The sequence below is a fragment of the Gardnerella sp. DNF01205 genome, assembly GCF_049244135.1.
Classification (GTDB): domain Bacteria; phylum Actinomycetota; class Actinomycetes; order Actinomycetales; family Bifidobacteriaceae; genus Bifidobacterium; species Bifidobacterium leopoldii.
In genome coordinates this window covers 1503973-1527997 of the sequence record NZ_CP058378.1, presented here as the reverse complement: position 1 = coordinate 1527997, position 24025 = coordinate 1503973, and the positions used below count along the sequence as shown (strand labels likewise).

Below are 24025 nucleotides of genomic sequence, written 5' to 3'. Positions count from 1 at the left end.
CGAACCCCATAATTGAAACCTTCTTCTCTCTTTCTCTCTGCCCCGGCGGGTTTCTCTTCCCGCCGGGCTTCTTTTTAATTTATGAAAAATAAAAAATAAATAAAACAACAATAAAAGCGCAGACTGCAAAAGCAATCTGCGCTCACACGGTTACCAAACTTAATTTTAATGGTAACTATTTAACGGCAACGCTTCGAAAGTGGCGCCCATGGTTCAAGCATTACTGGTTCTTGATCCAATACAGCTAAAGTTTCTTTGTCAAGGTACTTTTTGTTGATGATTATTTCGTTCACATAACGATCGAACCACTCTGCTGAGCCAACATAATAGCCGTCTTCGCCAGCATCCTTGCCCCAGCTGTTCTCGATCTTCCAGCGATCTGGATCGCCATCTTTATTAAGATTTACGCCAGTGAATGTCATTGCGTGATTTCCTGGGCAATCCATATATTCCAAACCGTGAGCTTTATCGAATGTAAACTTCACATCAAACAATTCATCTACGCGCACAACTGCAGGATCGAAGAATCCACTGTCACGCAAGGAGAACTGTGTGCAATCGCATGCAAACCAGATTGGATGACCATCTTTTAATTGGTCTACAGCTGCTTTTTTGAATACATCGAGAGGCACATTAACAAATTCCATTTCCTTTGTTTCAGCTACGTTGGTGCTGTACTTGAATTGGTAGAGCTTGTTGAATGGTGTGCGTTCCATAGGCGCGTTGCATATTGTTACGAAGTCGTTTACGTCAACTGGGACGTACTTCTTTGCGAACTCAAGTGGAGTAATTCCATATTCACAAATCATTGGACGCTCATCTTTGCCGGTTTTTGGCTTGTCAGCTTTGCTGGTTTTCTCGCTATCTTTCTTGGTTTCGTCTTTTTCGCCGTCCTTCTTATCGTCGTCATCTTTAGTTCGCGCGAAGAAGTCAAACTGTGCAGGTGGTTCACCCAGGGCAATAGTTGTCATGCGATAAACGGTTTCCAAATCGCGAACTTTCATTTCGCGCAATTCTTCCAAAGAAGTTCCGTTCTTATGAGCTTCACGCAATTCGTATGCAAACTCGCGCAACTTGGTATTGATGTACTGTACGAATGCATCAGAGTCGACTGAGTTCTGTGAATCTGGATATGCACTCTTTGGCACAAGTCCGTACTTGTTTACCAAGTTGACGAACATTTGCCACCAGCCGCCGTCATCGATTGGACCATAGTTAATGCTCTCAAAAAGTCGGCTATTAACATCTTCATCAAGTGTTGAAAGCACATTTTCCAAATAAGCGTTTGCTTTTTCAATCTTGTCCCAGAAGAATAGGTAGCTTTCTGAAAACTCAAAGTCGTCTAAATTCCACTTATGCATTACTTCGTAGCGCAAAGTATTAAGTGAGGCGAACATCCAGCAGCGTCCGGAGCGCTTCTGATTGGTAATGCTGCCTTGTTTTAATTCTATTGAGAATTCGCGAGGAAGAGCACGCTTGCCTTGGTAGCTTGTTGCGGCTTTAAGCACACCATTTGTTACTGCTGCATTCGCGGCGAGAAGATTTGCGCGCTGTTCGTTAAAATGTTTGGAATAATTTTTTACATGTTCCAGAGTTACGGCTTTGATGTTTTCAGCCATGAGCTTATTCATTCTCCTTTTAGAGTTGAAAGTACGAATAAAAAATATTGTATACTGCTCAATGTCTCGCGTGTGTTTCTTGTCTATGCCTATTTTCGGCATTTGCTTGAATACTATTAATTATTTTAGTAAAACTACAATTTTTTCGGTAAATATTCAGTTTTTGTAATTAAATTTTGAATTTATTATATTTGCTTATAAAACGTATTTTGTATGTATAAAAATACTTTTTTGATTTTAAAATACATATCTTTGTGTAAAAATATAGCTAGAAATCACTGATATTTTGCGCTTTTTTGCATGTTTAGATATGTATAATGTAACTTATATATACGAAATTTTTCCCTTGGATATTGAGAAAAGTGCTGTGCAAAAATATTTTCTGTTTGTCTCTTTGTACATAGCTTGGCTAAAAATATACTAATTATGTGTCCGGATTGACAAGGGTCGATTCAAACACGCCTTTTTCAAGGTCGAGTGTTAGATCGGCAATACTGTAAATCACAAGATTTATGGATGCCGAATGGAGGTAAAAAATGGCTAGTCGTAGAAAAGAGTCACAATGATACGATACATCGTTAAACGATGCCTGAATTATGTGGTGATGTTGTTTGTTGCCGTATCCATGACGTATTTCTTGACAAGTGCTTTTATGAGACCGCGTTCGAACTACATGTCTAGGCATCCGCATCCACCTATTGCATCAATCAACCGTTCTTTGGATTTGGCAAATATTAACGACCAGACTCCAGTGTTTACTCGTTATTGCCGTTGGATTTACAACATTTTTACTAAGTGGGATTGGGGATTGAGTCCAGATCAGGCTCCAGTTGGTCCGGCAATTATGTCTCGTATTGGCGCATCTGTTCAGCTGGTTACTGGCGCTACAATTCTTGGCATTGTTCTCGGTGTTAGCGTTGGTGTTTACACTGCTATCCGTCAGTACAAGTGGCAAGATAGAGTTCTTAATTCCACCGCAACCTTCCTGCTGGTTGTTCCTGCAGCAGTTTTGGGTTTGATGGTTGTGCTTGCTGCTATTAGCATTAACCGCGCAACAGGCGTGCGACTTTTCTACGTTACTGGTTTGCACTCTTACCAGGGTTCTGACCCGTTCATGTTCCTTCTTGACTTCCTTCAGCATTTGATTTTGCCGACGATTGTTATGACAATTCCTGGCATGGTTGGGTATCATTTAACGCAGCGCACGTATCTTCTCGATACTATGAATGCTGATTACGTTCGTACGGCTCGCGCTAAGGGCTTACCTTTGAATTTGGCTATTCGCCGCCACGCTTTGCGTACTTCTTTGATTCCAACAGCTGTTGACGTCGCCTTCTCTATTGCAGGCGTGTTTACGGGTGCTGTGATTACTGAAACCGTGTTTGCTATTAACGGTCTTGGTAGCTACTTCGTTCAGACCATTATGCAGAACGATATTAACGGTTCTGTTGCTATTGCAGCGTTTGGTGCTGTATGTACCTTAGTTGGTGCTCTGCTTGCAGATATCTTCTCTGCTTGGCTCGACCCACGTATTCGTTTGAACTAGCAGAACAGTGTAGGTGAATTTGATATGAATAAAAAAGATGTATCTTCAAAACCTCAAGAGTCTGCTGCAGATAGAAAAGCTACTGCTGGTGCCTGGGGCAACTTTAAACGCACTGGTAAGATGACGCTTTATACGCGTCGATTCTTCCGTCGCCCGTCTGCAGTTGTGGGCTTGGTTATGCTTGTAATTTTGATTCTTTTTGCTTTGTTTGGCTCAAAGATTTCAAAGTGGAGCTACGACGAACCAGACTTTTCTTCTCTAGCAACTCCTCCTTCTGCAGAGCATTGGCTTGGCACTACGCCAGGCGGTTCAGACATGTACGCAATGGTTGTGCGCGGACTTGGCCGTTCACTTTCCATTGGTATTGTTAGCTCTATTACCATTACAGTTATTGCTGCTTTGGTTGGTACTGCCATTTCTTACTTCGAAGGATGGTTTGAGCAGGTTGGTATGTGGCTTCTGGACATGCTGCTGATTGTTCCTTCCTTCCTGCTGATTGCTTTAATCATTAGTGCTTCTAGTGGTGGTAGCGATTGGCTGTGGTTGGCATTTGGCTTAACAGCTTTTGGTTGGATTGGTTACGCTCGTACTCTTCGTACGTTGACTTTGAGCTTGCGCGAACGTGAGTATGTTCGTGCAGCTAAGTTCGAGGGCGTTTCTTCGTTCCGCATTATTGTGCGCCACTTGGTTCCAAACTTGGGTTCTGTATTGATTATTAACACGGTTCTTGGTGTTATTGGTGCGATTAACGGCGAAACTGCTTTGAGCTTCTTGGGCCTTGGTATTAAGGCTCCGGATACTTCTCTTGGTACTTTGCTTAATGCTGGCCAAAGCGTTGTGCAGACTTCTCCGTGGGTGCTTTTGGTGCCGTCTGCAGTGCTTGTTTTGCTAACCTTCTCCGTGCAGCTTATTGGTGACGGTTTGCGTGATGCCATTGATCCATATTCTAGGTCTGTTGGTAAGGCCGACTAACGAGCGTTTGGAGTGATAAACATGACTGATATTGCAAATAACGCTATTAAGGAAGAAACCACGATGGAAGATCAAAACAACGAACCGTTGCTTTCAGTACGCGACTTGCAAGTTAGCTTCGCTTCTGAAGCTGGTACTGTGCATGCTGTGCGCGGAATGAATTTTGATTTGTACCGCGGAAAGACTATTGGTATCGTTGGCGAGTCCGGTTCCGGTAAGTCGGTTACTTCTTTGGCTGTGATGGGCTTACTCGATAAGAATGCTAGTGTTAAAGGTTCGGTTAAGTATAAGGGCGAGGAGCTTCTTACTAAAACTGATCTTGAGATGAGTAAGATTCGTGGCAAGAATATTGCCATGGTTTTCCAGGATCCTCTTTCTGCTTTAACTCCAGTTTTCTCTATTGGTGATCAGCTTAAGGAAGCTTTGGTTATTCATAACCCGGACATGAGCGAAGAGCAGATTCGCGAGCGTTCTATTGAATTGCTTGATTTGGTTGGTATTACTAAGCCGGCTGAGCGTTTGAAGGCTTTCCCTCACGAGTTTTCTGGTGGTATGCGCCAGCGCGTGATGATTGCTATGGCAATTGCTAACGATCCGGATATTATTATTGCAGACGAGCCTACTACCGCTTTGGATGTGACTATTCAGGCTCAGGTTTTGGAAGTTTTGAAGAAAGCTCAGCGCGAAACCGGCGCTGCAATGATTTTCATTACTCACGATTTGGGCGTAATTGCTGGCGTTGCAGACGAAGTTATTGTTATGTACGCGGGCCATTTGGTTGAGCATAATAGCGTTGAGGAGATTTTTGCTCACCCAACTCAGCCGTACACTATTGGCTTGTTGGGCGCTGTTCCTCGCGTTGATCAAAAGCGCACTCGTCGTTTGACTCCAATTTCTAAGCCGACTATGGATATGCTTATGGCTGAAGAAGAGAGCGGCGACGACAGCACTATGATTGGTCTTGAAGCGGAAAGCGAAACTGTTCGCTCGCTGCTTCATGCGGAAACCGAAAAGCCAATTAAGCCAATGTTTGAAGGCATTCCTCGTGAGCAACGAAAAGTTGTTTTGGATGTTAAGAACTTGGTTAAAACATTCCCAATTACTAGCGGCGGCTTCTTGCGACGTAAGGTTGGCGAAGTTCGCGCGGTTGATGGTGTGAGTATTGAGGTTCGTGAAGGCGAAACTGTGGCTTTGGTTGGCGAGTCTGGTTCTGGTAAGTCCACGACTTTGATGGAGATTATGGGCTTGAAGAAGCCTGAGTCTGGTTCTATTACAGTTTTTGGTACTGAGTTGAACGATAAGTTGACTCGTGAGCAGCGTCGCGAACTTCGTTCTAAGATTCAGTACGTGTTCCAGGATCCAATGAGTTCTCTTGATCCTCGTATGCTTGTTTACGATATTTTGGCCGAGCCTTTGCTTGTGCAAAAGAAGTCGAAGGAAGAAATTCGCCAGCGTATTGCTGAGCTTATGCAATTGGTTGAGTTGAATCCTGATCAAGTTGATCGCTTCCCAACGCAGTTCTCCGGCGGCCAGCGTCAGCGTATCGCTATTGCTCGCGCTTTGGCTGTGAATCCTAAGCTTTTGCTTCTTGATGAGCCAGTTTCGGCTTTGGATGTTTCTATTCAGGCTGGAATTATTAACTTGCTTGAAGATTTGCAAGACAAGTTGGGTGTTGCTTACTTGTTCGTGGCGCATAACATGGCTGTTGTTCGACATATTTCTAGCCGAATTGCTGTTATGTATCACGGTCGAATTGTTGAATCTGGTGAAACGGATGAGGTGTTTGATAATCCAAAGCACCCTTACACTCAGGCTTTGATTAGCGCTGTGCCAATTCCGGATCCTACAATTGAGAAGAACCGTAAGCGTATTATTCTTTCTGAAGAAGATAATTTTGACGATGTTAGGTAATTCATGACTTGTTGATTTTAGTTAATCTTCATCAACCTGAATAAATTACTTAGTCGCGCATGTTTATTACAACATGCGCGACTTTTTATTGTGTAACATAAATTTAAAAAACGTAATATATTTTGTTTTTTATCCAAAATAAACTAAAAAATTTTCTGTTTTGCTCATTATAGATAATAAATTATTCTTTTTTGACTAATTTTCATAAAGTTGAAAAGAAAAAAATCAATATTTTGTGAAAACGATTTGTCGAATGTCATAGAGTTGTATATACTCATACAACATACCGGAAGACGGACATCATCCGGGGAATGAGAGGAATCATGAAAAATACAAATGCAGGTAAACTGACTGTATTTGCCGCAGCTGCACTTTCTGTTGCAATGCTGCTCGGCGCTTGCGGCGGTGCTACTAACAATGCTGGTAAAGCAGGTATGACTGAAGAGCCAGCTGCTGGTGTTGACACTTCTTACACTGGCGAACTTCCAATGCCAGATGTCAACAAGCGTTACGATAATCCACAGTCACGTGACAACGTTAAGGACGGCGGCACTTACACCGTTGCTCTTCCTGTTCTCGGTCCAAACTGGAATTACGCTTCTAACGACGGTAACTCTGGTTACATGAATACTTTGTGGGGCTTCTACCAGCCAAATCTTATGGCTTATGACACCGTTAAGGGTGAAAAGCTTAAGTACAACCCTGACTACATTACTTCCGTCAAGAAGGTTAGCGATAAGCCACTTGTTGTTCAGTACAACTTGAACCCAAAGGCCAAGTGGAATGATGGCACTGATATTGATTACACCGCATTTAAGGCTACTTGGCAGGCTTTGAACGGAAAGAACAAGGATTACTCCGTCCCAAGTACTGAAGGCTATGACTGCATCAAGAGTGTTGAACAAGGTTCCACTCCAAAGCAGGTTATAGTGACTTATGAGAAGCCATGCGCAACATGGGAAATGCTTTTCGCTCCACTGGTTCATCCAAAGGCCGGTGACGTTAAGACCTTCAACCAGGGTTGGGTAAACAATCCTCACAACGAGTGGGGTGCAGGTCCATTCCAGATTGAATCCGCAACCGAAAATCAGGTTGTTTTCACCCGCAATCCAAAGTGGTGGGGTAAGAAGGCAAAGCTCGATAAGGTTGTTGTAAAGCGTATGGAAGATACCGCAGCTTTGAACGCTTTCCAGAACGGTGAAATCGATGCTGTAACCGATAGCATTTCTGCTAAGGACGCAATCAAGTCTGCTCGTAGCGTTAAGGGTGCTCAGCTCCGTTACGGCTACAGCACCAAGGTTCGCGTGCTTAACTTCAACGCTAAGTCCAAGCCACTTAACGAGCTTGCAGTTCGTAAGGCTATTGTTCAGGCATTCGACGTTGCTACCTACAACAAGATTCAGTTCCAGGGCATGAACTGGAAGAGCGAGCAGCCAGGTTCTGAGCTTCTCTCCATGTTCCAGGCTGGCTACAAGAACAATCTTCCTGCTGACGGCAAGTACAACACCGAAAACGCTAAGAAGACCCTTGAAGCTGCTGGTTACAAGATGGGCAAGGATGGCTACTACGCCAAGAATGGCAAGACTCTTGAGATTTCCTTCACCTTCTTCGGCGACGATTCTACTCAGGCAGCTCTTGCTAACGCATTCCAGGCCATGATGAAGAAGGCTGGAATTAAGTGCAAGACTGTGAACCATGCTGTTGCTAAGTTCTCCGAGGTTGTTGCTTCGCACGAGTACCAGGTGCTTCCATTGGCATGGCAGTCCACATCTCCATTGAGCTTCTTGTCTGCAGCAAGCCAGGTTTACAAGTCTGACAGCGATTCCAACCTCGGTCTCGTTGGCAACAAGAAGATTGATGCCATGCTCGATAAGGTCGGCAAGACCTACGATTACAAGGAACAGACTGATTATGCAAACAAGGCAGAGTCTGCAGCTCTCGCACTCTACGGAACTCTTCCAGTTTCTGCTCCTCCTATTTACCAGGTGTTCAAGAAGGGCTTTGCTAACAACGGCCCTGCTGGTTACGCAAGCACCTACCCAGAGGATATGGGCTGGCAGAAGTAAGTAAATTTGTAGCGATAATTCGCGCAAGTTTACTAAGCTGATTGCTTAACTTATAGCATGTGGCGTGTAGTCTTTTGGCTACACGCCACATCTTTTTGTGTATGCTAATGTGAGAAAATAGTATAAATTTAAAATTAAGTCTCAAAAAGCAAAATCGGAAACAAAGGAGAAGCTGGCGCATGTACGTCAATCCGAATAAACGCAAAGATGCGAGTAACGTGCGCTGGGTATTGCAATACTGTAAGCCGGACATGTGGAAAGTTTGGCTTGCTATTTTTCTATTTATTATCAATGACACGATGGCAATGACAATGCCGTTGCTTTCTGGCTTTATTGTGGACAAAATCATTATTGGCAAACAGCATAATTTGCTTATAAGCGTATGCGTTTTAATGGTTGCGATGATGATTGTTCGCGTTGGCTCAAGGTATATTTACCAGCTTTTAATGGAAAAGTTTGGTCAAAATGCCGTGTATCGCCTGGTGAGCGACGAGTACGAAAAGCTTCATTCTCTCGATTTTACGTACTTTAATCACACGCGCACAGGCGACATTATGAGTCGTATGACATCGGATACTGACGCGATTCGTCATATTTTAAGTTGGGTTTCGTATATGGCGTTAGATTGTGTAGTAATGTTCGTGTTAGCGCTGGTTATAATGTTTTCAATTCAGTGGAAGCTCGCTTTAGCACTTATGTCAATTACGCCATTTTTGTTTCTGCTCGCAAAAATTATGGGCAAAAAAGCTAGACCGAAATTCCTTGCAATTCGTGAATCCTTTGCGCGCATGAATTCAATGGTGGAAGAAAATATCGAGGGGAATCGCGTAGTAAAAGCTTTCGTGCGTGAGGATTACGAAACTAAGAAATTCGATAAGTGCAACGAAGACTACTTTAATTGCAATATTACGCTTGCAAAAAATACTCAAAAATACATGCCTTGGCTCGATGGCATGGGTTTTGTGCTTGAGCTTATAACAGTTGGTTTCGGCGGATGGCTTGTTTTGAATGGCAACATGACTTTAGGTGCATTCGTCACTTTTAATAGCTTCCTTTGGATGCTACACATGCCTGTACGAATGGTGGGCTGGCTTATTAATGATTGGCAGCGTTTTAACGCAGGATGCGTGAATATTCGCAAACTTCTTACGCAAGAATCGCATATTAGACATCCAAAAGAAGCGGACGAAACCGTTAAAATTAGAGGTAAAATTACTTTTGAGCATGTTGATTTTTCATTCCCAGACGATCAAGACTCTCCAATCTTAAAAGATATTGATTTAGACGTTCCTGCTGGAAGCAAACTGGGTATTCTTGGTGAAACTGGTTCCGGCAAATCAACTCTCGTAAGTCTTATAGCAAGATTCTATGATCCTACGCGTGGTCGTGTTTTAATTGACGGAAAAGACGTGCGCGAATGGCCGTTAGAAACTGTTCGTAACCAAGTTAGCATAGTTGCGCAGGAAACATTCCTATTTTCGGACACTATTGCAGGAAATATTAGTTTTGGATTACCTCAAACTAAAGAAAATTGTAAGGAATTAGATAATACCATTCGCACGATGGCAACAATTGCTGCAGCAGACGATTTTATTATGGATATGCCAGAAGGCTATGAAACAGTAGTAGGCGAGCGTGGGGTAGGTCTTTCTGGTGGGCAAAAGCAGCGTTTGAGCTTAGCTAGAGCGTTGGCAAATAATCCTGCAATCTTGATTATGGACGATACAACTTCTGCTGTAGATATGGAAACGGAAGAGCATATTCAGCAGGAGCTGAAAAAGCTTGATGGCACGCGCACAATAATCACTATTGCGCACAGAATTTCATCCGTTAAAGATGCAGACATGATTGTTGTGCTAGATCACGGGAAAATTGTTGAACGCGGCACGCATGCTCAGCTTGTTGCAGCGCACGGGAGGTATTGGGAGATTTATAGAAAGCAACTTGGCTTTAAAACTGGCAGGTCTGCAGGATTCGAAACGAAGGGGGAGTAGAAATGGCACAACGTAATACTTATCGTGAAGACGAAGGTCAAGAAGAACACATAAACGTGCACGAACTTATGCGCGTTAGAAAATATATGAAGCCGTATGCTACTAAACTTCTATTCGTAATTATGGTAGTTATTAGCGGCAGCATAATTATGACAGCGATGCCAATGATTACAAAAACGCTAATCGACGTTGTATTGCCTCAGAAAAACGTCAATTATTTATATACAATTATTGCAGTATTTGCAGTGCTCATTATATTGTATGAACTCGGTTTAGCATACAGAACTTTAGCGATTACACGCATCGGCCAGATGATAATCAAAGACATGCGTCGCGATATTTTTACGCATGTGCAATCATTGTCTTTTGATTATTTTGATTCGCGTCCGCATGGGAAAATTCTGATTCGCATTGTAAACTACATCAATACGCTTTCTGACACGCTTTCATCCGGTTTAATTAACGTATTTTCTGACGTTTTTGTGCTTATTATTACATTAATAACAATGTTTGTTATAGATTGGCGAATGGCTTTGTGGAGCTTGGCGCTATTCCCAATATTTATAATTTGGACGCGAACTTTACAAATTTTGCAAAGAAAAGCGTCTAAAAAGTTATCAAATAAACAAAGTAATTTAAATGCGTATTTGCATGAATCAATCGCAGGAGTAAAAACAACGCAAACTTTTGCGCGAGAAGCTATGGCATACACTACTTTTCAAGAGCAACAAGCAGAAGTAAGAAGTGCTTGGATGCGAAACGTTAGAGTGCAAATGTTACTTTGGCCTGGTGCTTCAATTATTGAGACTGCAGCAATAGCGCTTTTGTATTACGCTGGCATAGCAAACTTAGGTGCAATGAACGTGAGCACGGGCACGCTTATAGCATTTGTTTGGTATTCGACTACTTTCTGGGATCCAGTAGTAAATATTGGAAACTTCTACACGCAACTTGTAACGTGCTCAGTTTATTTGGAACGAATTTTTGAAACTTTACGAATTAAGCCAAATATTGTAGATAAGCCAGATGCTATTCAATTGCCTCAGATCGAAGGAAAAGTAGACGTAAATGACGTTGTTTTCCGTTACGAAGAAGATGGAAGGCCAATATTGAACTTGGTTGATTTGCATGTTAATCCTGGTACTACTGTAGCTCTTGTGGGGCCTACTGGCGCAGGAAAAACAACTCTTGTAAGTCTTCTTTCTAGATTCTACGACGTTTCAGAAGGCTCGATTACTATAGACGGGTACGATGTACGTTCAGTAACGCTCGCATCTCTTAGAAAACAAATGGGCGTAATGTTGCAAGATAGCTTTATTTTCAGTGGAACCGTACGCGAGAACATCCGTTATGGGAAGCTCGATGCCACTGATGAAGAAATTGAGAATGCAGCGCGCGCAGTTCATGCTCACGAATTTATTGAAGGATTACCGAACGGATACGATACTGAAATTGAAGAGCGCGGAGCCACTCTTTCTGCAGGTCAGCGTCAGCTTATATCGTTTGCGCGAGTATTGCTTGCGAATCCGCGAATTCTTATTCTAGATGAGGCAACAAGTAATATTGATACTCGTACAGAAGAAGCATTACAGGCAGGATTAGCTCAATTACTTAAAAATCGCACATCTTTTGTAATAGCGCATAGGCTTTCGACGATTGAGAATGCGGATTTGATTTGTGTAATCGATCATGGAGAAATTGTTGAAAAAGGCACTCATAACGAGCTTATGGAGGCAAGAGGAGCGTATTATCGTCTTGTAAAATCGCAATATGATGCAATTCGCAAAGCAGTTTTATAAATACTTATCATTCAATAAAAATTGACAGTTGAGTTTGCGAGTAGACTTAAAAATATGAGTAAACATCATCGCGAACATAATTGGGCGCCGGCTTTAGCAGCGCAATCTGCAGTATGGGAAAATCTGCTACAAGAAGGCATAACAATTGCAGACGATCACACGCACATGCTTAGCGTTGTGGATTTTGCACATAATTTGAATCAAGAATTAGCAGAAAAAGGTCGCGATTTAATAGCGGAACCTACTGCAGACGATTTAGTTGCTCAAGCAAAATCATCAGGCGTTTCACACATGCTAGAAGTCGGATGTGAATATCCAGATTGGGAGCCGACGATTAAGTTTGCTCAAACGCATGAAAATTCAGTTCGTGCAGCAATAGCAATACATCCAAACGAAGCAGTATTACATGGTCACAAAGGCGTTCAAGGACCTGACGGACTACCGATAGTTTACAAGCCGTATCACGATATTCCATTTGACGAAGCTATGCAACATTTGCGCTCGCTAGTAATTGCTCATCCAAAAGAAGTAGTGGCAATAGGTGAAACCGGTTTAGACTACTTTCGTACGGGAGAGACTGCGCGAGAAGCACAAATAGAGGCTTTCCGCGACCATATTGCGCTCGCAAAAGAGCTGAATTTACCTTTACAAATTCACGATCGTGATGCGCATGAAGACGTAGTGAAAGTCTTACTGAAAGATGGCGCTCCTGAGCGAACAGTATTTCACAGTTATGCTGGTGCTGTGGATTTAGCCGAAATATTGAAAGAGCACGGTTGGTACGCAAGTTTTTCTGGAACTATAAGTTACAAAGGCAATGATGAATTACGCGAATCTGCGCGAATTATTGGCAAAGACCATATAACTGTTGAAACGGATGCGCCTTATTTAACGCCAATGCCGTATCGTGGACGGCCAAACGCGCCTTATATGGTTCCTTATACGCTAGAAACACTTTCTGAAGTTCTAAATATATCGTTATTGCAAGCAGCGAAAGTTACACGCGAAAATACGCGAAAAATTTACGAATTTTAGGAATATAAAATCCTTAATTTTCAAGGATTTTTTAATATTTTTTGCGCGATGCACTATTGTTGTATACAATATCCAAGTACGGAAATAAAACTGTGAGGTGTGAGGTTTATGCGACTTCTTGTTGGCATCAAGAAGAAGCCTCATATATGGAGGAACAATTAAGCATGACTAAGTCACGCACTGCTGTACCGTCAAACGATAGTACAAAGGATCCTCGCAACGGCGCGAAAGATTCCGAGAAAAGCACTAAATCCTTAAAAGGTACTAAGGATGCTATATTGCGAGCTGCCTCGTTTACTAAGGCTCCTCAGGTGTCAAAAAAAACGACAACACGCGAAGAGCGCAAAGTAATAGCTCAGCAGCAAGCGCAAGAAGTAAAAGAAGCGGAAAAGCTTGTTGCTAGTGCAGTACGAGGTCCGTTAGGTAGATGGTGGGCAAAATTGCAAACCAGTTCCGATCGTTTTACATTGGGAATGGCAATTGTTGCTCTTGGCGTTGTTTATGGCGATATTGGTACTTCTCCGCTTTATACTGCGCAAACATTTTTAGCAGGTCAAGGCGGCTTACAAAACATAAATCGCGCGACTATCTACGGAATGCTTTCGCTACTGTTCTGGTCAATCACATTAATTACAACCGTAAAATACGTATTTGTTGCAATGAGAACAGACAACAAAGGCGAAGGCGGCATTTTTGCTTTATATTCGCTTCTACGTAAAAAAGGCGCGTGGCTTGCAATACCGGCAATGATTGGTGGAGCCGCGTTTTTGGCAGATTCTGTGCTGACTCCTGCAGTTTCCATCTCTTCAGCAGTTGAAGGTTTGCGCACTATTGCAGTGTTTAAGCCAATATTCTTAGAAAATGAGAATTTGTCGATGATGATTACGGTTATTATAATCGTCATACTTTTCTCTGTACAGCAACGCGGAACTGAGCGAATTGGCAAAGTATTTGGCATTGTTGTGATGCTTTGGTTTGCTTTCCTTGCGCTGGTTGGTGTCATGAACATTGGCCAAGATTGGACTATTTTTGAAGCACTTAACCCGATTCATGGCATAAAATTCCTGTTTAGCACGCATAATGTGCAGGGATTAGCGGTTATGGGTGTGATCTTCCTTTCTACTACCGGTGCTGAAGCGTTATATTCTGATATGGGTCATGTTGGTAGAGGCAATGTGTACGCAACCTGGCCGTTTATTAAAGTTGCTTTGCTGCTGAATTACTTTGGGCAAGGCGCTTGGATGTTGAAAAATCAAAACGATAAAGCATTATGGTCAATAGAAGGTTTGAACCCGTTCTTCCAAATGCTTGAACCAAATGTGCGATATGTTGCCGTTATTCTTTCGGTTACTGCTGGCATTATTGCTTCTCAAGCGTTGATTACAGGCGCATACACAATGGTTTCTGAGGCAACAAGCCTAAATTGGATGCCACATTTGCAAGTGCGATATCCTGCTAGAACTCGTGGACAGCTGTATATTCCAGTTGTGAATGTTGTGCTGTGTGTTGCCACTATTACGGTTCTTGCAGTATTCCGCGATTCTGAACATATCTCTGGCGCATACGGTTTAGCTTTAACTCTAACTATGCTTGCTACGACTATTTTGCTCACAGTGCACATGTGGTATCAAAAGAAGCGATTTGGTGCCTTCATATTTGCAATCGTATTCCTCATGATTGAGATGATGTTCTTTGTGGCTTCCATGGCGAAATTCATGCACGGTGGCTGGTTTACTATGCTGCTCGGTGTTTCAATTTTGATCATTATGGTCACTTGGAAAGATGGAACTAAAATTGAGCGTTCGCAACGTTTGCACATGAAACCGAAAGATTTCCTACCTGTGCTAGATAAGTTGCACGGAGATTTCCGTATTCCGTATTTCGCTGACAATATTGTGTATTTGACTTCCGATCGTGAAATGAAGCGTCTCGATACTGGAATCTTCTTCTCTATTTTTGCCGACCATCCAAAGCGTGCTAGAGCTTGGTGGGCTGTTTCTGTAGAAACAGATGACGCTCCGTTTACTCGTGAGTATTGTGTAGAGAATTTCGGTACGGACTACTTATTCCGCGTAAAAATTAAACTCGGATTTAAAGTGTCGCCTTCTATACCAGCGTATCTTCACCAAATTATGCATGACTTATCGCACACGGGCGAACTTCCTCAGCAAAAATCCGTGTATCCAAAGGTTGATGCAGATCCAGATATTGGACCAATTCGCTATGTTCTGTTGCACAAAGCGTTGATGCCGGAATCTAATATTTCTGTGCGTGGAGCGTTATCTTTAAAGATGAAATATGCAATTAGACATGTTGCTGGTACGCCTGTTAAATGGTTTGGTTTGGCTCCTTACAATCCGGTTGTTGAAGTGCAGCCGTTGTTTGTTTCTACTCGCAGACCTCCGCGTTTGAAGCGTGAAGACTGTTCTCAGCGAGCAGTTCAATCTTTGCAAGGTGCCTCAGCGCTTGAAACTAATATTCACGTTGTGAAAGATATCAGACCTACTGATGCTGAGCAGACTGCTGTTATGAACGCACGAGATATTGCTGCTGCTAATGTGATGTTTGCTAACGAAAAACTTGCCAATACTGGGAAAATTAGCCCAGTTCCAATTAAAGAGACAAAAAAAGTTAGCGTGGAGAAGCCTAATAAAGATGGGGCAAATATCGATGCAGCGAATGTAACGCATGCTGTTGTGCAGGCTGTGGAGGATGCTGCTCGTGCCAATGATACGAATAGTGTGAAATCTGAAAAGAGTGCAGCAACTGAAAAGAGTGCAAAAAATAATCTTAAGTAAGAATCTTAAGGAAGAGCCTTAAAATGGAAAATGGTGCAGAAAGCATACTTAATTGCAACTCGATAAAACTCGCTAATCTACCTGATTTTGGTGAAGTAGAGAAATTGCATAGTGCAACTGCACCATCTTCTGCTGCTTATGAGCTTATTCACGGTCATTGTGTTGTAATCTCAACAATTGCTTGGCAAATTGCTCATCATTGCAATATGCTTTTGTCCGCTGAAAATCGTGTTGCTCAAATGAGTGGAACTTTGCGTAAGCGTGCTGAAATAGCAAAAAATTGCCTTCAGGAGCTTGTCGGAGATAGTTATGCAATATTACCTGCGGTTAGTGATGGCTTAGCTCCAAAACAGTATATTGATGAATACGCAGCTTTAATAGGTGGATTGTTGCACGATATTGGCACGTATTTTGTGCTTGAAAGTGATGGCAGTAGCAACGCTGGTGGCATATTACGCTTTGATGGACCGAATTATATTTTGCATGGTTTGCGCGGATATAAATATTTAATTGATAATGGTTTTAGTGAGGATGCTGCGCAATTTGCGCGCAATCATACTGGAGTTGGCTTAACTCGAGAGCAAGTTGTTGCGCAAAATTTGCCTCTTCCTGCTGAAGACTATATTCCGCAAACAGTTGAGCAAGAAATTGTTATGGTTGCGGATAAATATAACAGCAAATCGATACCTCCTCGTTTTTTGACAGTTGATTCTTATCGTCGCAAGGCTGCGCGATTTGGTGAAGACAATGCTAATCGGTGGATGCAATTAGTTACGAAATATGGTGAGCCAGATATTGCAGGCCTGGCAGAAATCTTTAATATGCGTGTTGATGCGTGAGCGCTATTGATTTTTTGCGTATTTTTATCCTATTTTTGTGTATTTTTTAAGAAATCTATTATTTTTTAAAAAGTTTTTTATAGATTCAATATCAGATAGCATGTTTTTTGGTGTTTTTTGCGTGGTTTTCGACACGCCGGTGTTTTGGCTTGTTTTCAATGGTTTTGGGGTGTTTGTTTTTGGTGGGTTTGCGTTTTAGCGTGGGTTGGTGTAAGTTTATCTCTTGCTGCTCAGCGCGGCTGGTTCTCCTCGGTTGAGGTTGATGGGCCGGCTGGTGTGGTGGTGGTTTGAGAACTCAAGAGCGTGTCTGTACTACTTATTAGTTAATTATTGCCAGTTCATTGCCTGCCTTGCAGATTGCAGGGTGCCTGAGAGATGGTTAAATGGTGGTGAGGTTTTTTGTTGGGATGTTCTTTCCTTAAAGAATGTCTCGTCTTTTTCTTTTTAATATTGGAGCCTTTTGTTGGCTCTTCATTGAAGTTTTTCGTGGAGGGTTCGATTCTGGCTCAGGATGAACGCTGGCGGCGTGCTTAACACATGCAAGTCGAACGGGATCTAGTCAGCTTGCTGACTGGTGAGAGTGGCGAACGGGTGAGTAATGCGTGACCAACCTGCCCCATGCTCCAGAATAGCTCTTGGAAACGGGTGGTAATGCTGGATGCTCCAACTTGACGCATGTCTTGTTGGGAAAGTGTTTAGTGGCATGGGATGGGGTCGCGTCCTATCAGCTTGTAGGCGGGGTAATGGCCCACCTAGGCTTCGACGGGTAGCCGGCCTGAGAGGGCGGACGGCCACATTGGGACTGAGATACGGCCCAGACTCCTACGGGAGGCAGCAGTGGGGAATATTGCGCAATGGGGGAAACCCTGACGCAGCGACGCCGCGTGCGGGATGAAGGCCTTCGGGTTGTAAACCGCTTTTGATTGGGAGCAAGCCTTTTGGGTGAGTGTACCTTTCGAATAAGCGCCGGCTAACTACGTGCCAGCAGCCGCGGTAATACGTAGGGCGCAAGCGTTATCCGGAATTATTGGGCGTAAAGAGCTTGTAGGCGGTTCGTCGCGTCTGGTGTGAAAGCCCATCGCTTAACGGTGGGTCTGCGCCGGGTACGGGCGGGCTAGAGTGCAGTAGGGGAGACTGGAATTCCCGGTGTAACGGTGGAATGTGTAGATATCGGGAAGAACACCAATGGCGAAGGCAGGTCTCTGGGCTGTTACTGACGCTGAGAAGCGAAAGCGTGGGGAGCGAACAGGATTAGATACCCTGGTAGTCCACGCCGTAAACGGTGGACGCTGGATGTGGGGCCCATTCCACGGGTTCCGTGTCGGAGCTAACGCGTTAAGCGTCCCGCCTGGGGAGTACGGCCGCAAGGCTAAAACTCAAAGAAATTGACGGGGGCCCGCACAAGCGGCGGAGCATGCGGATTAATTCGATGCAACGCGAAGAACCTTACCTGGGCTTGACATGTGCCTGTCGACTGCAGAGATGTGGTTTCCCTTCGGGGCAGGTTCACAGGTGGTGCATGGTCGTCGTCAGCTCGTGTCGTGAGATGTTGGGTTAAGTCCCGCAACGAGCGCAACCCTCGCCCTGTGTTGCCAGCGGGTTATGCCGGGAACTCACGGGGGACCGCCGGGGTTAACTCGGAGGAAGGTGGGGATGACGTCAGATCATCATGCCCCTTACGTCCAGGGCTTCACGCATGCTACAATGGCCGGTACAACGGGATGCGACATGGTGACATGGAGCGGATCCCTTAAAACCGGTCTCAGTTCGGATCGTAGTCTGCAACTCGACTACGTGAAGGCGGAGTCGCTAGTAATCGCGAATCAGCAACGTCGCGGTGAATGCGTTCCCGGGCCTTGTACACACCGCCCGTCAAGTCATGAAAGTGGGCAGCACCCGAAGCCGGTGGCCTAACCCTTTTGGGATGGAGCCGTCTAAGGTGAGGCTCGTGATTGGGACTAAGTCGTAACAAGGTAGCCGTACCGGAAGGTGCGGCTGGATCACCTCCTTTCTACGGAGTTTTTGTGCACGCTCGGTTGAGTGTGGTTACTGGTGTGGAAAACAGTGGTTAACGTTTATATGAGTTTGTTGGGCATGCTTTTGGGTTCCCGGATTGCCACCCCCCCTTGTTTTGGGGTTGCGGTCCTTGACTCACAGGATTTCAGGTTGATGCTTTTTGAGTGTTGATGCTGGTTTTGTGGTGTTGTGGTGGTTTGAGAACTGGATAGTGGACGCGAGTAAAATGCGAGACTTTTTTGGTTTCGATTTTTTTGCTTTTATCAATTTCAACCGGCTCCTTTTGTTGGAGTCGCTTGATCGTTTTGTGATCGTTTAGTGTGATGATTTTTTGTCTAGAGAATTTTGCTGATGGGTTCTTACTTTAGTGTTTGTCACTGGTAAGGGCGTATGGTGGATGCCTTGGTAGACAGGACCGATGAAGGACGTGACGGGCTGCGATATGCCTCGGGGAGCTGCCGAGTGGGCTTTGATCCGAGGATTTCCGAATGGGGAGACCCGGCCACTGTTATGAGTGGTCACCACAGTTTTTGTGGGGGGTACGCAGGGAAGTGAAACATCTCAGTACCTGCAGGAAAGGATACTCCGTGAGTAGTGGCGAGCGAAAGCGGATCAGGCTAAACCGGGTGCGTGTGATAGCCGTCAGGTGTTGCGCATTCGGGGTCGTGGGATGGACTGTTCAGCCTCTGACGGGTTGAGGAGAGTGATAAAATGTCGTGCTAGGTGAATGGGATTGAATTCCCAGCCGTAGAGGGTGATGGCCCCGTAGCTTGTCGTGCGATGTCTCTTTATGTTTATTCCCAAGTAGCGCGGGACTCGTGGAATCCCGCGTGAATCTGCCCAGACCGTTGGGTAAGCCTAAGTATTCCTGTCTGACCGATAGTGTACTAGTACCGTGAGGGAAAGGTGAAAAGCACCCCGGGAGGGGAGTGAAATAGTTCCTGAAACCGTGCGCTTACAATCCGTCGGAGCCTTCTTTGTGGGGTGACGGCGTGCCTATCGAAAAATGAGTCTGCGAGTCAGTGGTATGTGGCGAGGCTAACCCGGGTGGGGGAGCCGTAGCGAAAGCGAGTTTTAAAAGGCGTTTGAGTCGCATGTCCTGGACCCGAAGCGGGATGATCTAGCCCTGAGCAGGTTGAAGCGCGGGTAAGACCGTGTGGAGGACCGAACCCACCTAGGTTGAAAACTGGGGGATGACTTGGGGTTAGGGGTGAAAGGCCAATCAAATTCCGTGATAGCTGGTTCTCTCCGAAATGCATTTAGGTGCAGCGTCGTGTTATTGCTTACAGGGGGTAGAGCTACTGGATGCTTGCGGGCCCATACCGGGTACCAATAGCAGCCAAACTCCGAATACCTGTTAGGTTTATCACGGCAGTGAGTCGGCGGGGGATAAGCTCCGTCGTCAAAAGGGAAACAGCCCTGATCGTCGTCTAAGGTCCCGAAGCGCGTGCTAAGTGGGAAAGGATGTGGAGTCGCATAGACAGCCAGGAGGTTGGCTCAGAAGCAGCCATCCTTGAAAGAGTGCGTAACAGCTCACTGGTCTAGTGGTTCCGCGCCGACAATGTAGCGGGGCTTAAGCACGCCACCGAAGACGCGGCTGCATGATTGTTTCATGCGGGGTAGGAGAGCGTCCTGTATGGGGTGAAGCGGCAGTGTGAACTTGTCGTGGACTTTACAGGAGTGAGAATGCAGACATGAGTAGCGAGAGACGGGTGTGAATCCCGTCCGCTGAATGACTAAGGGTTCCGGGGCCACGTTCGTCGTCCCCGGGTGAGTCGAGTCCTAAGGCGAGGCCGACAGGCGTAGTCGAATGGATGAACGGGTTGATATTCCCGTACCGGTGTTACACCGTTCGAACTGAATCTGAGAGTACTAACCTTCATTTTCTTGTTGATTGCCTTTCGGGGTTGTTGATGGGTTTGTGTTGGGACTGTATCGGTAGTAGGTTAGCGTGGGAGTGACGCGGGTAGGTAGCCGGCTGCGGAGGTGGTTTTCCGTGGCTAAGCGTGTGGGCTGTCTCCTAGGTAAATCCGGGGATGTTAAGCTGAGGCGTGATGGGTAGGCTGTAAGGCTGATTCCGGTGATCCTGCTTGCCAAGAAAAGCTTCAACGTGAGGTGTGATTCCGCTCGTACCCTAAACCGACACTGGTGGTCTGGTAGAGTATACCGAAGCGATCGGGCGAATCCTGGCCAAGGAACTCGGCAAATTACTCCCGTGCCTTCGGCATAAGGGAGACCCCTGATGGTGATATGGTTTTACATTGTTGAGCTGTTGGGGGTGGCACAAGCTAGGGGGTAGCGACTGTTTACCAAAAACACAGGAGCGTGCGAAGGCGTAAGCCGCTGTATACGCTCTGACGCCTGCCCGGTGCCGGAAGGTTAAGAGGATCCGTTAGCTTCGGTGAAGCGGTGAATTTAAGCCCCGGTAAACGGCGGTGGTAACTATAACCATCCTAAGGTAGCGAAATTCCTTGTCGGGTAAGTTCCGACCTGCACGAATGGCGTAACGACTTCCCCACTGTCTCGGCCAGGAGCCCGGCGAAATTGCAGTACGAGTAAAGATGCTCGTTAAGCGCAGAAGGACGAAAAGACCCCGGGACCTTTACTATACCTTGGTATTGTCGTTAGGTGTGGATCGTGTAGCATAGGCGGGAGGCTGTGAAGCGTGGGCGCTAGCTTGCGTGGAGTCGACAGGTGAAATACCGCTCTTTCCATATCTGGCGTCTAACCTCGACGCGTTATCCGTGTCAGGGACAGTGCCTGGCGGGTAGTTTAACTGGGGCGGTTGCCTCCTAAAGAGTAACGGAGGCGCTCAATGGTCCGCTCAGCCCGGTTGGCAATCGGGTGTTGAGTGTAATCGCACAAGCGGGCTTGACTGTGAGACTGACGGGTCGAGCAGGGACGAAAGTCGGAGATAGTGATCCGGTGCCGGCGTACGGACGTGGCATCGCTCAACGGATAAAAGGTACCCCGGGGATAACAGGCTGATCATTCCCAAGAGTCCATATCGACGGGATGGTTTGGCACCTCGATGTCGGCTCGTCGCATCCTGGGGCTGGAGCAGGTCCCAAGGGTTCGGCTGTTCGCCGATTAAAGCGGCACGCGAGCTGGGTTCAGAACGTCGTGAGACAGTTTGGTCTCTATCCTCTGCGCTCGTTGGAATGTTGAGGAGACCTGCCCATAGTACGAGAGGACCTGGGTGGACGAACCTCTGGTATGCCGGTCGTCACGCCAGTGGCGCTGCCGGTTAGCTACGTTCGGAAGGGATAACCGCTGAAAGCATCTAAGCGGGAAGCCTGCTCCAAGATAAGCATTCCTTGCACTTTAGTGTGTGAGCCCCCATGTAGAACACGTGGTTGATAGGCTAGATGTGGAAGCCCTGTAAGGGGTGGAGCTGACTAGTACTAACGGGCGATGGTGACATTCTTCCTCACTTTTACTAGTGGGGAGGGTGAGTTCCTTATGAGTATTATTCTTCTAGCGTTAATGAGTACTGAATGTTTTGCTTAACGATCAGTTGATAAAAGAGTTTTTACGCGCGTTCATGTCCGGTTCCCTAACCGCCACGTGTTGCCACTCAATGGTTTTGAGTGTATAATCTAGTTTTGCGGTGGTCATGGCTCAGGTGAGACGCCCGGTCCCATTCCGAACCCGGAAGCTAAGGCCTGACACGGCGAGGGTACTGCACTCGATAGGGTGTGGGAGACTAGCACGCTGCCGCATTATTTTTCTAGCGGGGAGTTTTTTACTCCCCGCTTTTTTCATATTCGCATACTGTTTTTTCGTTTTCGTATACTGTTATCTGTAATCCTTCAAACGGGGGCGCGACGACCTGTCTGAGCGCTGCGATTTAGCGCGCGAAGGCAATTCGGAGCGGAAACTCGCTTAAGTTGGAAGTCCAGTGGACTTCCAACGCGAGTTTCGTAGCGAGCACGTATAGTGCGAGTGTCGTCTCGCAAATGGAGCGTAGAGCGAGGGTTAACCCTCCAAACGTGAGAGACTCACATCATAATTGGAGCAGATGTTGACGCTAAACCCTCCAAAAACTCATACCACATTTAATACTTAAAAGTCCAACAATTTATTTGATATTATTTATAACAAGCATGAGATGCATTTTCATGATATATGTGTATCAATATTGTTAGGAGATGATGTATGAAATGTACAAGTTGCGGAATGGAGTCTTGGAATGACTTCTGCCCATACTGCGGATCAAAATTAAAGGTCGAACAATCAACAGCAGCTTCGACTTTTGAGCAAAATATTCCTGTTCCGCCGCCGCAACAGAATCTCACTGTTCCAGCAGCTACAGGTTATGGCAGCATGCATGCCAAAAAGAAAAAGCCAATTTATAAAAGATTTTGGTTTTATTTACTCAGCATAATAATAATTGTTGTTGCAATATGCGGATTCTTGAATATTAAAAAATTAGATAACGGCGTTGTTATTAACTGGAATGAGATGGTTTTAGGCTCAGAATTGCCAAATCCTCCATCTAACATGGGTAAAATCATTGAAAACTCTTCTGAAGAAATGAATGTTGATATAAACAATATTTCTGCCAAACAGTTTAATGATTATATTAAAGCTTGCAAGGATAAAGGATTTACTGTAGATTCAAAAACTGATTCTACAGAATATTCTTCTTATAACAGTGAAGGCTATAAATTAAAATTGCTTCGTTATGAAAGCAATAATCAGCTAAGTATCGCGCTGAATGCGCCGATGGAAATGTCTCCAATTACTTGGCCATCGAGTAAAGCGGCTAATCAATTGCCTGTACCAAAATCTATATTCGGAAAGTTCTCATACGAAAATGAGGATAGCTTTAAAGTTTATATTGGTAACACTAGTAGGGAAGATTATGAGAAATATGTGAAAGCTTGCTCTGATAAAGGTTTTACAGTTGACTACAGCAAGAAAGATGATTTGTACAATGCGAAAAATAATTCAGGTTGGGATTTGTCATTAGGATACGAAGGCAATAATATTATGAGCATTAGTATCAGTGCTCCAGATAACGAGTCTAAAGACAGTGATGATTCCAATAAGTCTGATGTGAAGAAAGATGCCGCAAAGGCTGCTCCAAAGCAAGCTACTCCAAAAGCTGAACCAAAACCTAAAACTAACACGAAGCTTGTTAATGGATTGCGTAGTGATTTCAAAGCGGCAATGGATAGCTATGAAACAGTTATGGACGAATATGTTGCGTTCATGAAAAAGTATAAGAAAAATCCAACTGATAAGACTATTCTTAATGAGTACTCTGCGTATTTAGATAAATATAATGATGCAGTAAAAAAGTTCAACAATTGGCATAGCAAAGATTTGAACTCTGATGAGCTTAATTATTATGTTGATGTTCAAGCGAGAGTTTCTAAGAAACTTATAGCTGTGTCTAAATAGTATTAACTATATTTGCTTGCA

Annotated in this window: 11 protein-coding genes and 3 rRNA genes; 13 read left to right on the top strand and 1 reads right to left on the bottom strand. The window is 44.7% G+C overall.

The annotated features are described in order from the left end of the window. Positions 1-179: 179 nt before the first annotated feature. Positions 180-1619, bottom strand: coding sequence for an aminopeptidase C (locus HXT47_RS06035; protein WP_064340619.1), 1440 nt, complete (start codon positions 1617-1619; stop codon positions 180-182). A 562-nt stretch (positions 1620-2181) separates the two neighbouring features. On the opposite strand from HXT47_RS06035, the gene HXT47_RS06030 reads away from it, so the two are divergent. The 13 genes from HXT47_RS06030 to HXT47_RS05970 all read left to right on the top strand — a co-directional run bounded on the left by HXT47_RS06030 (position 2182) and on the right by HXT47_RS05970 (position 24004). Next, positions 2182-3165 carry an ABC transporter permease gene (locus HXT47_RS06030; RefSeq protein ID WP_012914500.1) on the top strand — a complete coding sequence of 328 codons (984 nt, stop codon included), beginning with the start codon at positions 2182-2184 and terminating at the stop codon, positions 3163-3165. A gap of 24 nt (positions 3166-3189) precedes the next feature. Then, the gene (locus HXT47_RS06025; protein WP_004104713.1) at positions 3190-4137 is read left to right on the top strand and encodes an ABC transporter permease; all 948 of its coding nucleotides are present in this window, start codon (positions 3190-3192) and stop codon (positions 4135-4137) included. A gap of 21 nt (positions 4138-4158) precedes the next feature. After that, positions 4159-6048 carry an ABC transporter ATP-binding protein gene (locus tag HXT47_RS06020; protein ID WP_004104711.1) on the top strand — a complete coding sequence of 630 codons (1890 nt, stop codon included), beginning with the start codon at positions 4159-4161 and terminating at the stop codon, positions 6046-6048. Between the two features lie 323 nt (positions 6049-6371). Then, positions 6372-8114 (top strand): ABC transporter family substrate-binding protein, encoded by a 1743-nt coding sequence (locus HXT47_RS06015; protein WP_421789035.1) that lies wholly within the window; start codon positions 6372-6374, stop codon positions 8112-8114. Positions 8115-8293: 179 nt separating this feature from the next. Further along, entirely contained in the window at positions 8294-10108 is a 1815-nt protein-coding gene (locus HXT47_RS06010; RefSeq protein WP_116442889.1) for an ABC transporter transmembrane domain-containing protein, read from the top strand. Positions 10109-10110: 2 nt separating this feature from the next. Next, positions 10111-11907, top strand: a complete 1797-nt coding sequence (locus HXT47_RS06005) for an ABC transporter ATP-binding protein (RefSeq protein ID WP_116442890.1) — start codon at positions 10111-10113, stop codon at positions 11905-11907. 54 nt (positions 11908-11961) lie between these two features. After that, positions 11962-12942, top strand: a complete 981-nt coding sequence (locus HXT47_RS06000; protein ID WP_116442891.1) for a TatD family hydrolase — start codon at positions 11962-11964, stop codon at positions 12940-12942. A 164-nt stretch (positions 12943-13106) separates the two neighbouring features. Beyond that, on the top strand, positions 13107-15740 hold the full coding sequence (locus HXT47_RS05995) for a KUP/HAK/KT family potassium transporter (RefSeq protein WP_116442894.1): 2634 nt from the start codon (positions 13107-13109) through the stop codon (positions 15738-15740). A gap of 23 nt (positions 15741-15763) precedes the next feature. After that, entirely contained in the window at positions 15764-16579 is an 816-nt protein-coding gene (locus tag HXT47_RS05990; protein WP_076003085.1) for an HD domain-containing protein, read from the top strand. 483 nt (positions 16580-17062) lie between these two features. Beyond that, positions 17063-18590, top strand: a 16S ribosomal RNA gene (locus HXT47_RS05985). Between the two features lie 375 nt (positions 18591-18965). Beyond that, a 23S ribosomal RNA gene (locus HXT47_RS05980) occupies positions 18966-22022 on the top strand. A gap of 179 nt (positions 22023-22201) precedes the next feature. Further along, positions 22202-22318 (top strand): 5S ribosomal RNA (rrf, locus tag HXT47_RS05975). Together the 16S, 23S and 5S rRNA genes form the textbook arrangement of a ribosomal RNA operon. Positions 22319-22753: 435 nt before the next feature. Further along, complete coding sequence (locus tag HXT47_RS05970; protein WP_116442851.1) at positions 22754-24004, top strand: DUF6591 domain-containing protein; 1251 nt, start codon at positions 22754-22756, stop codon at positions 24002-24004. Positions 24005-24025 lie beyond the last annotated feature (21 nt).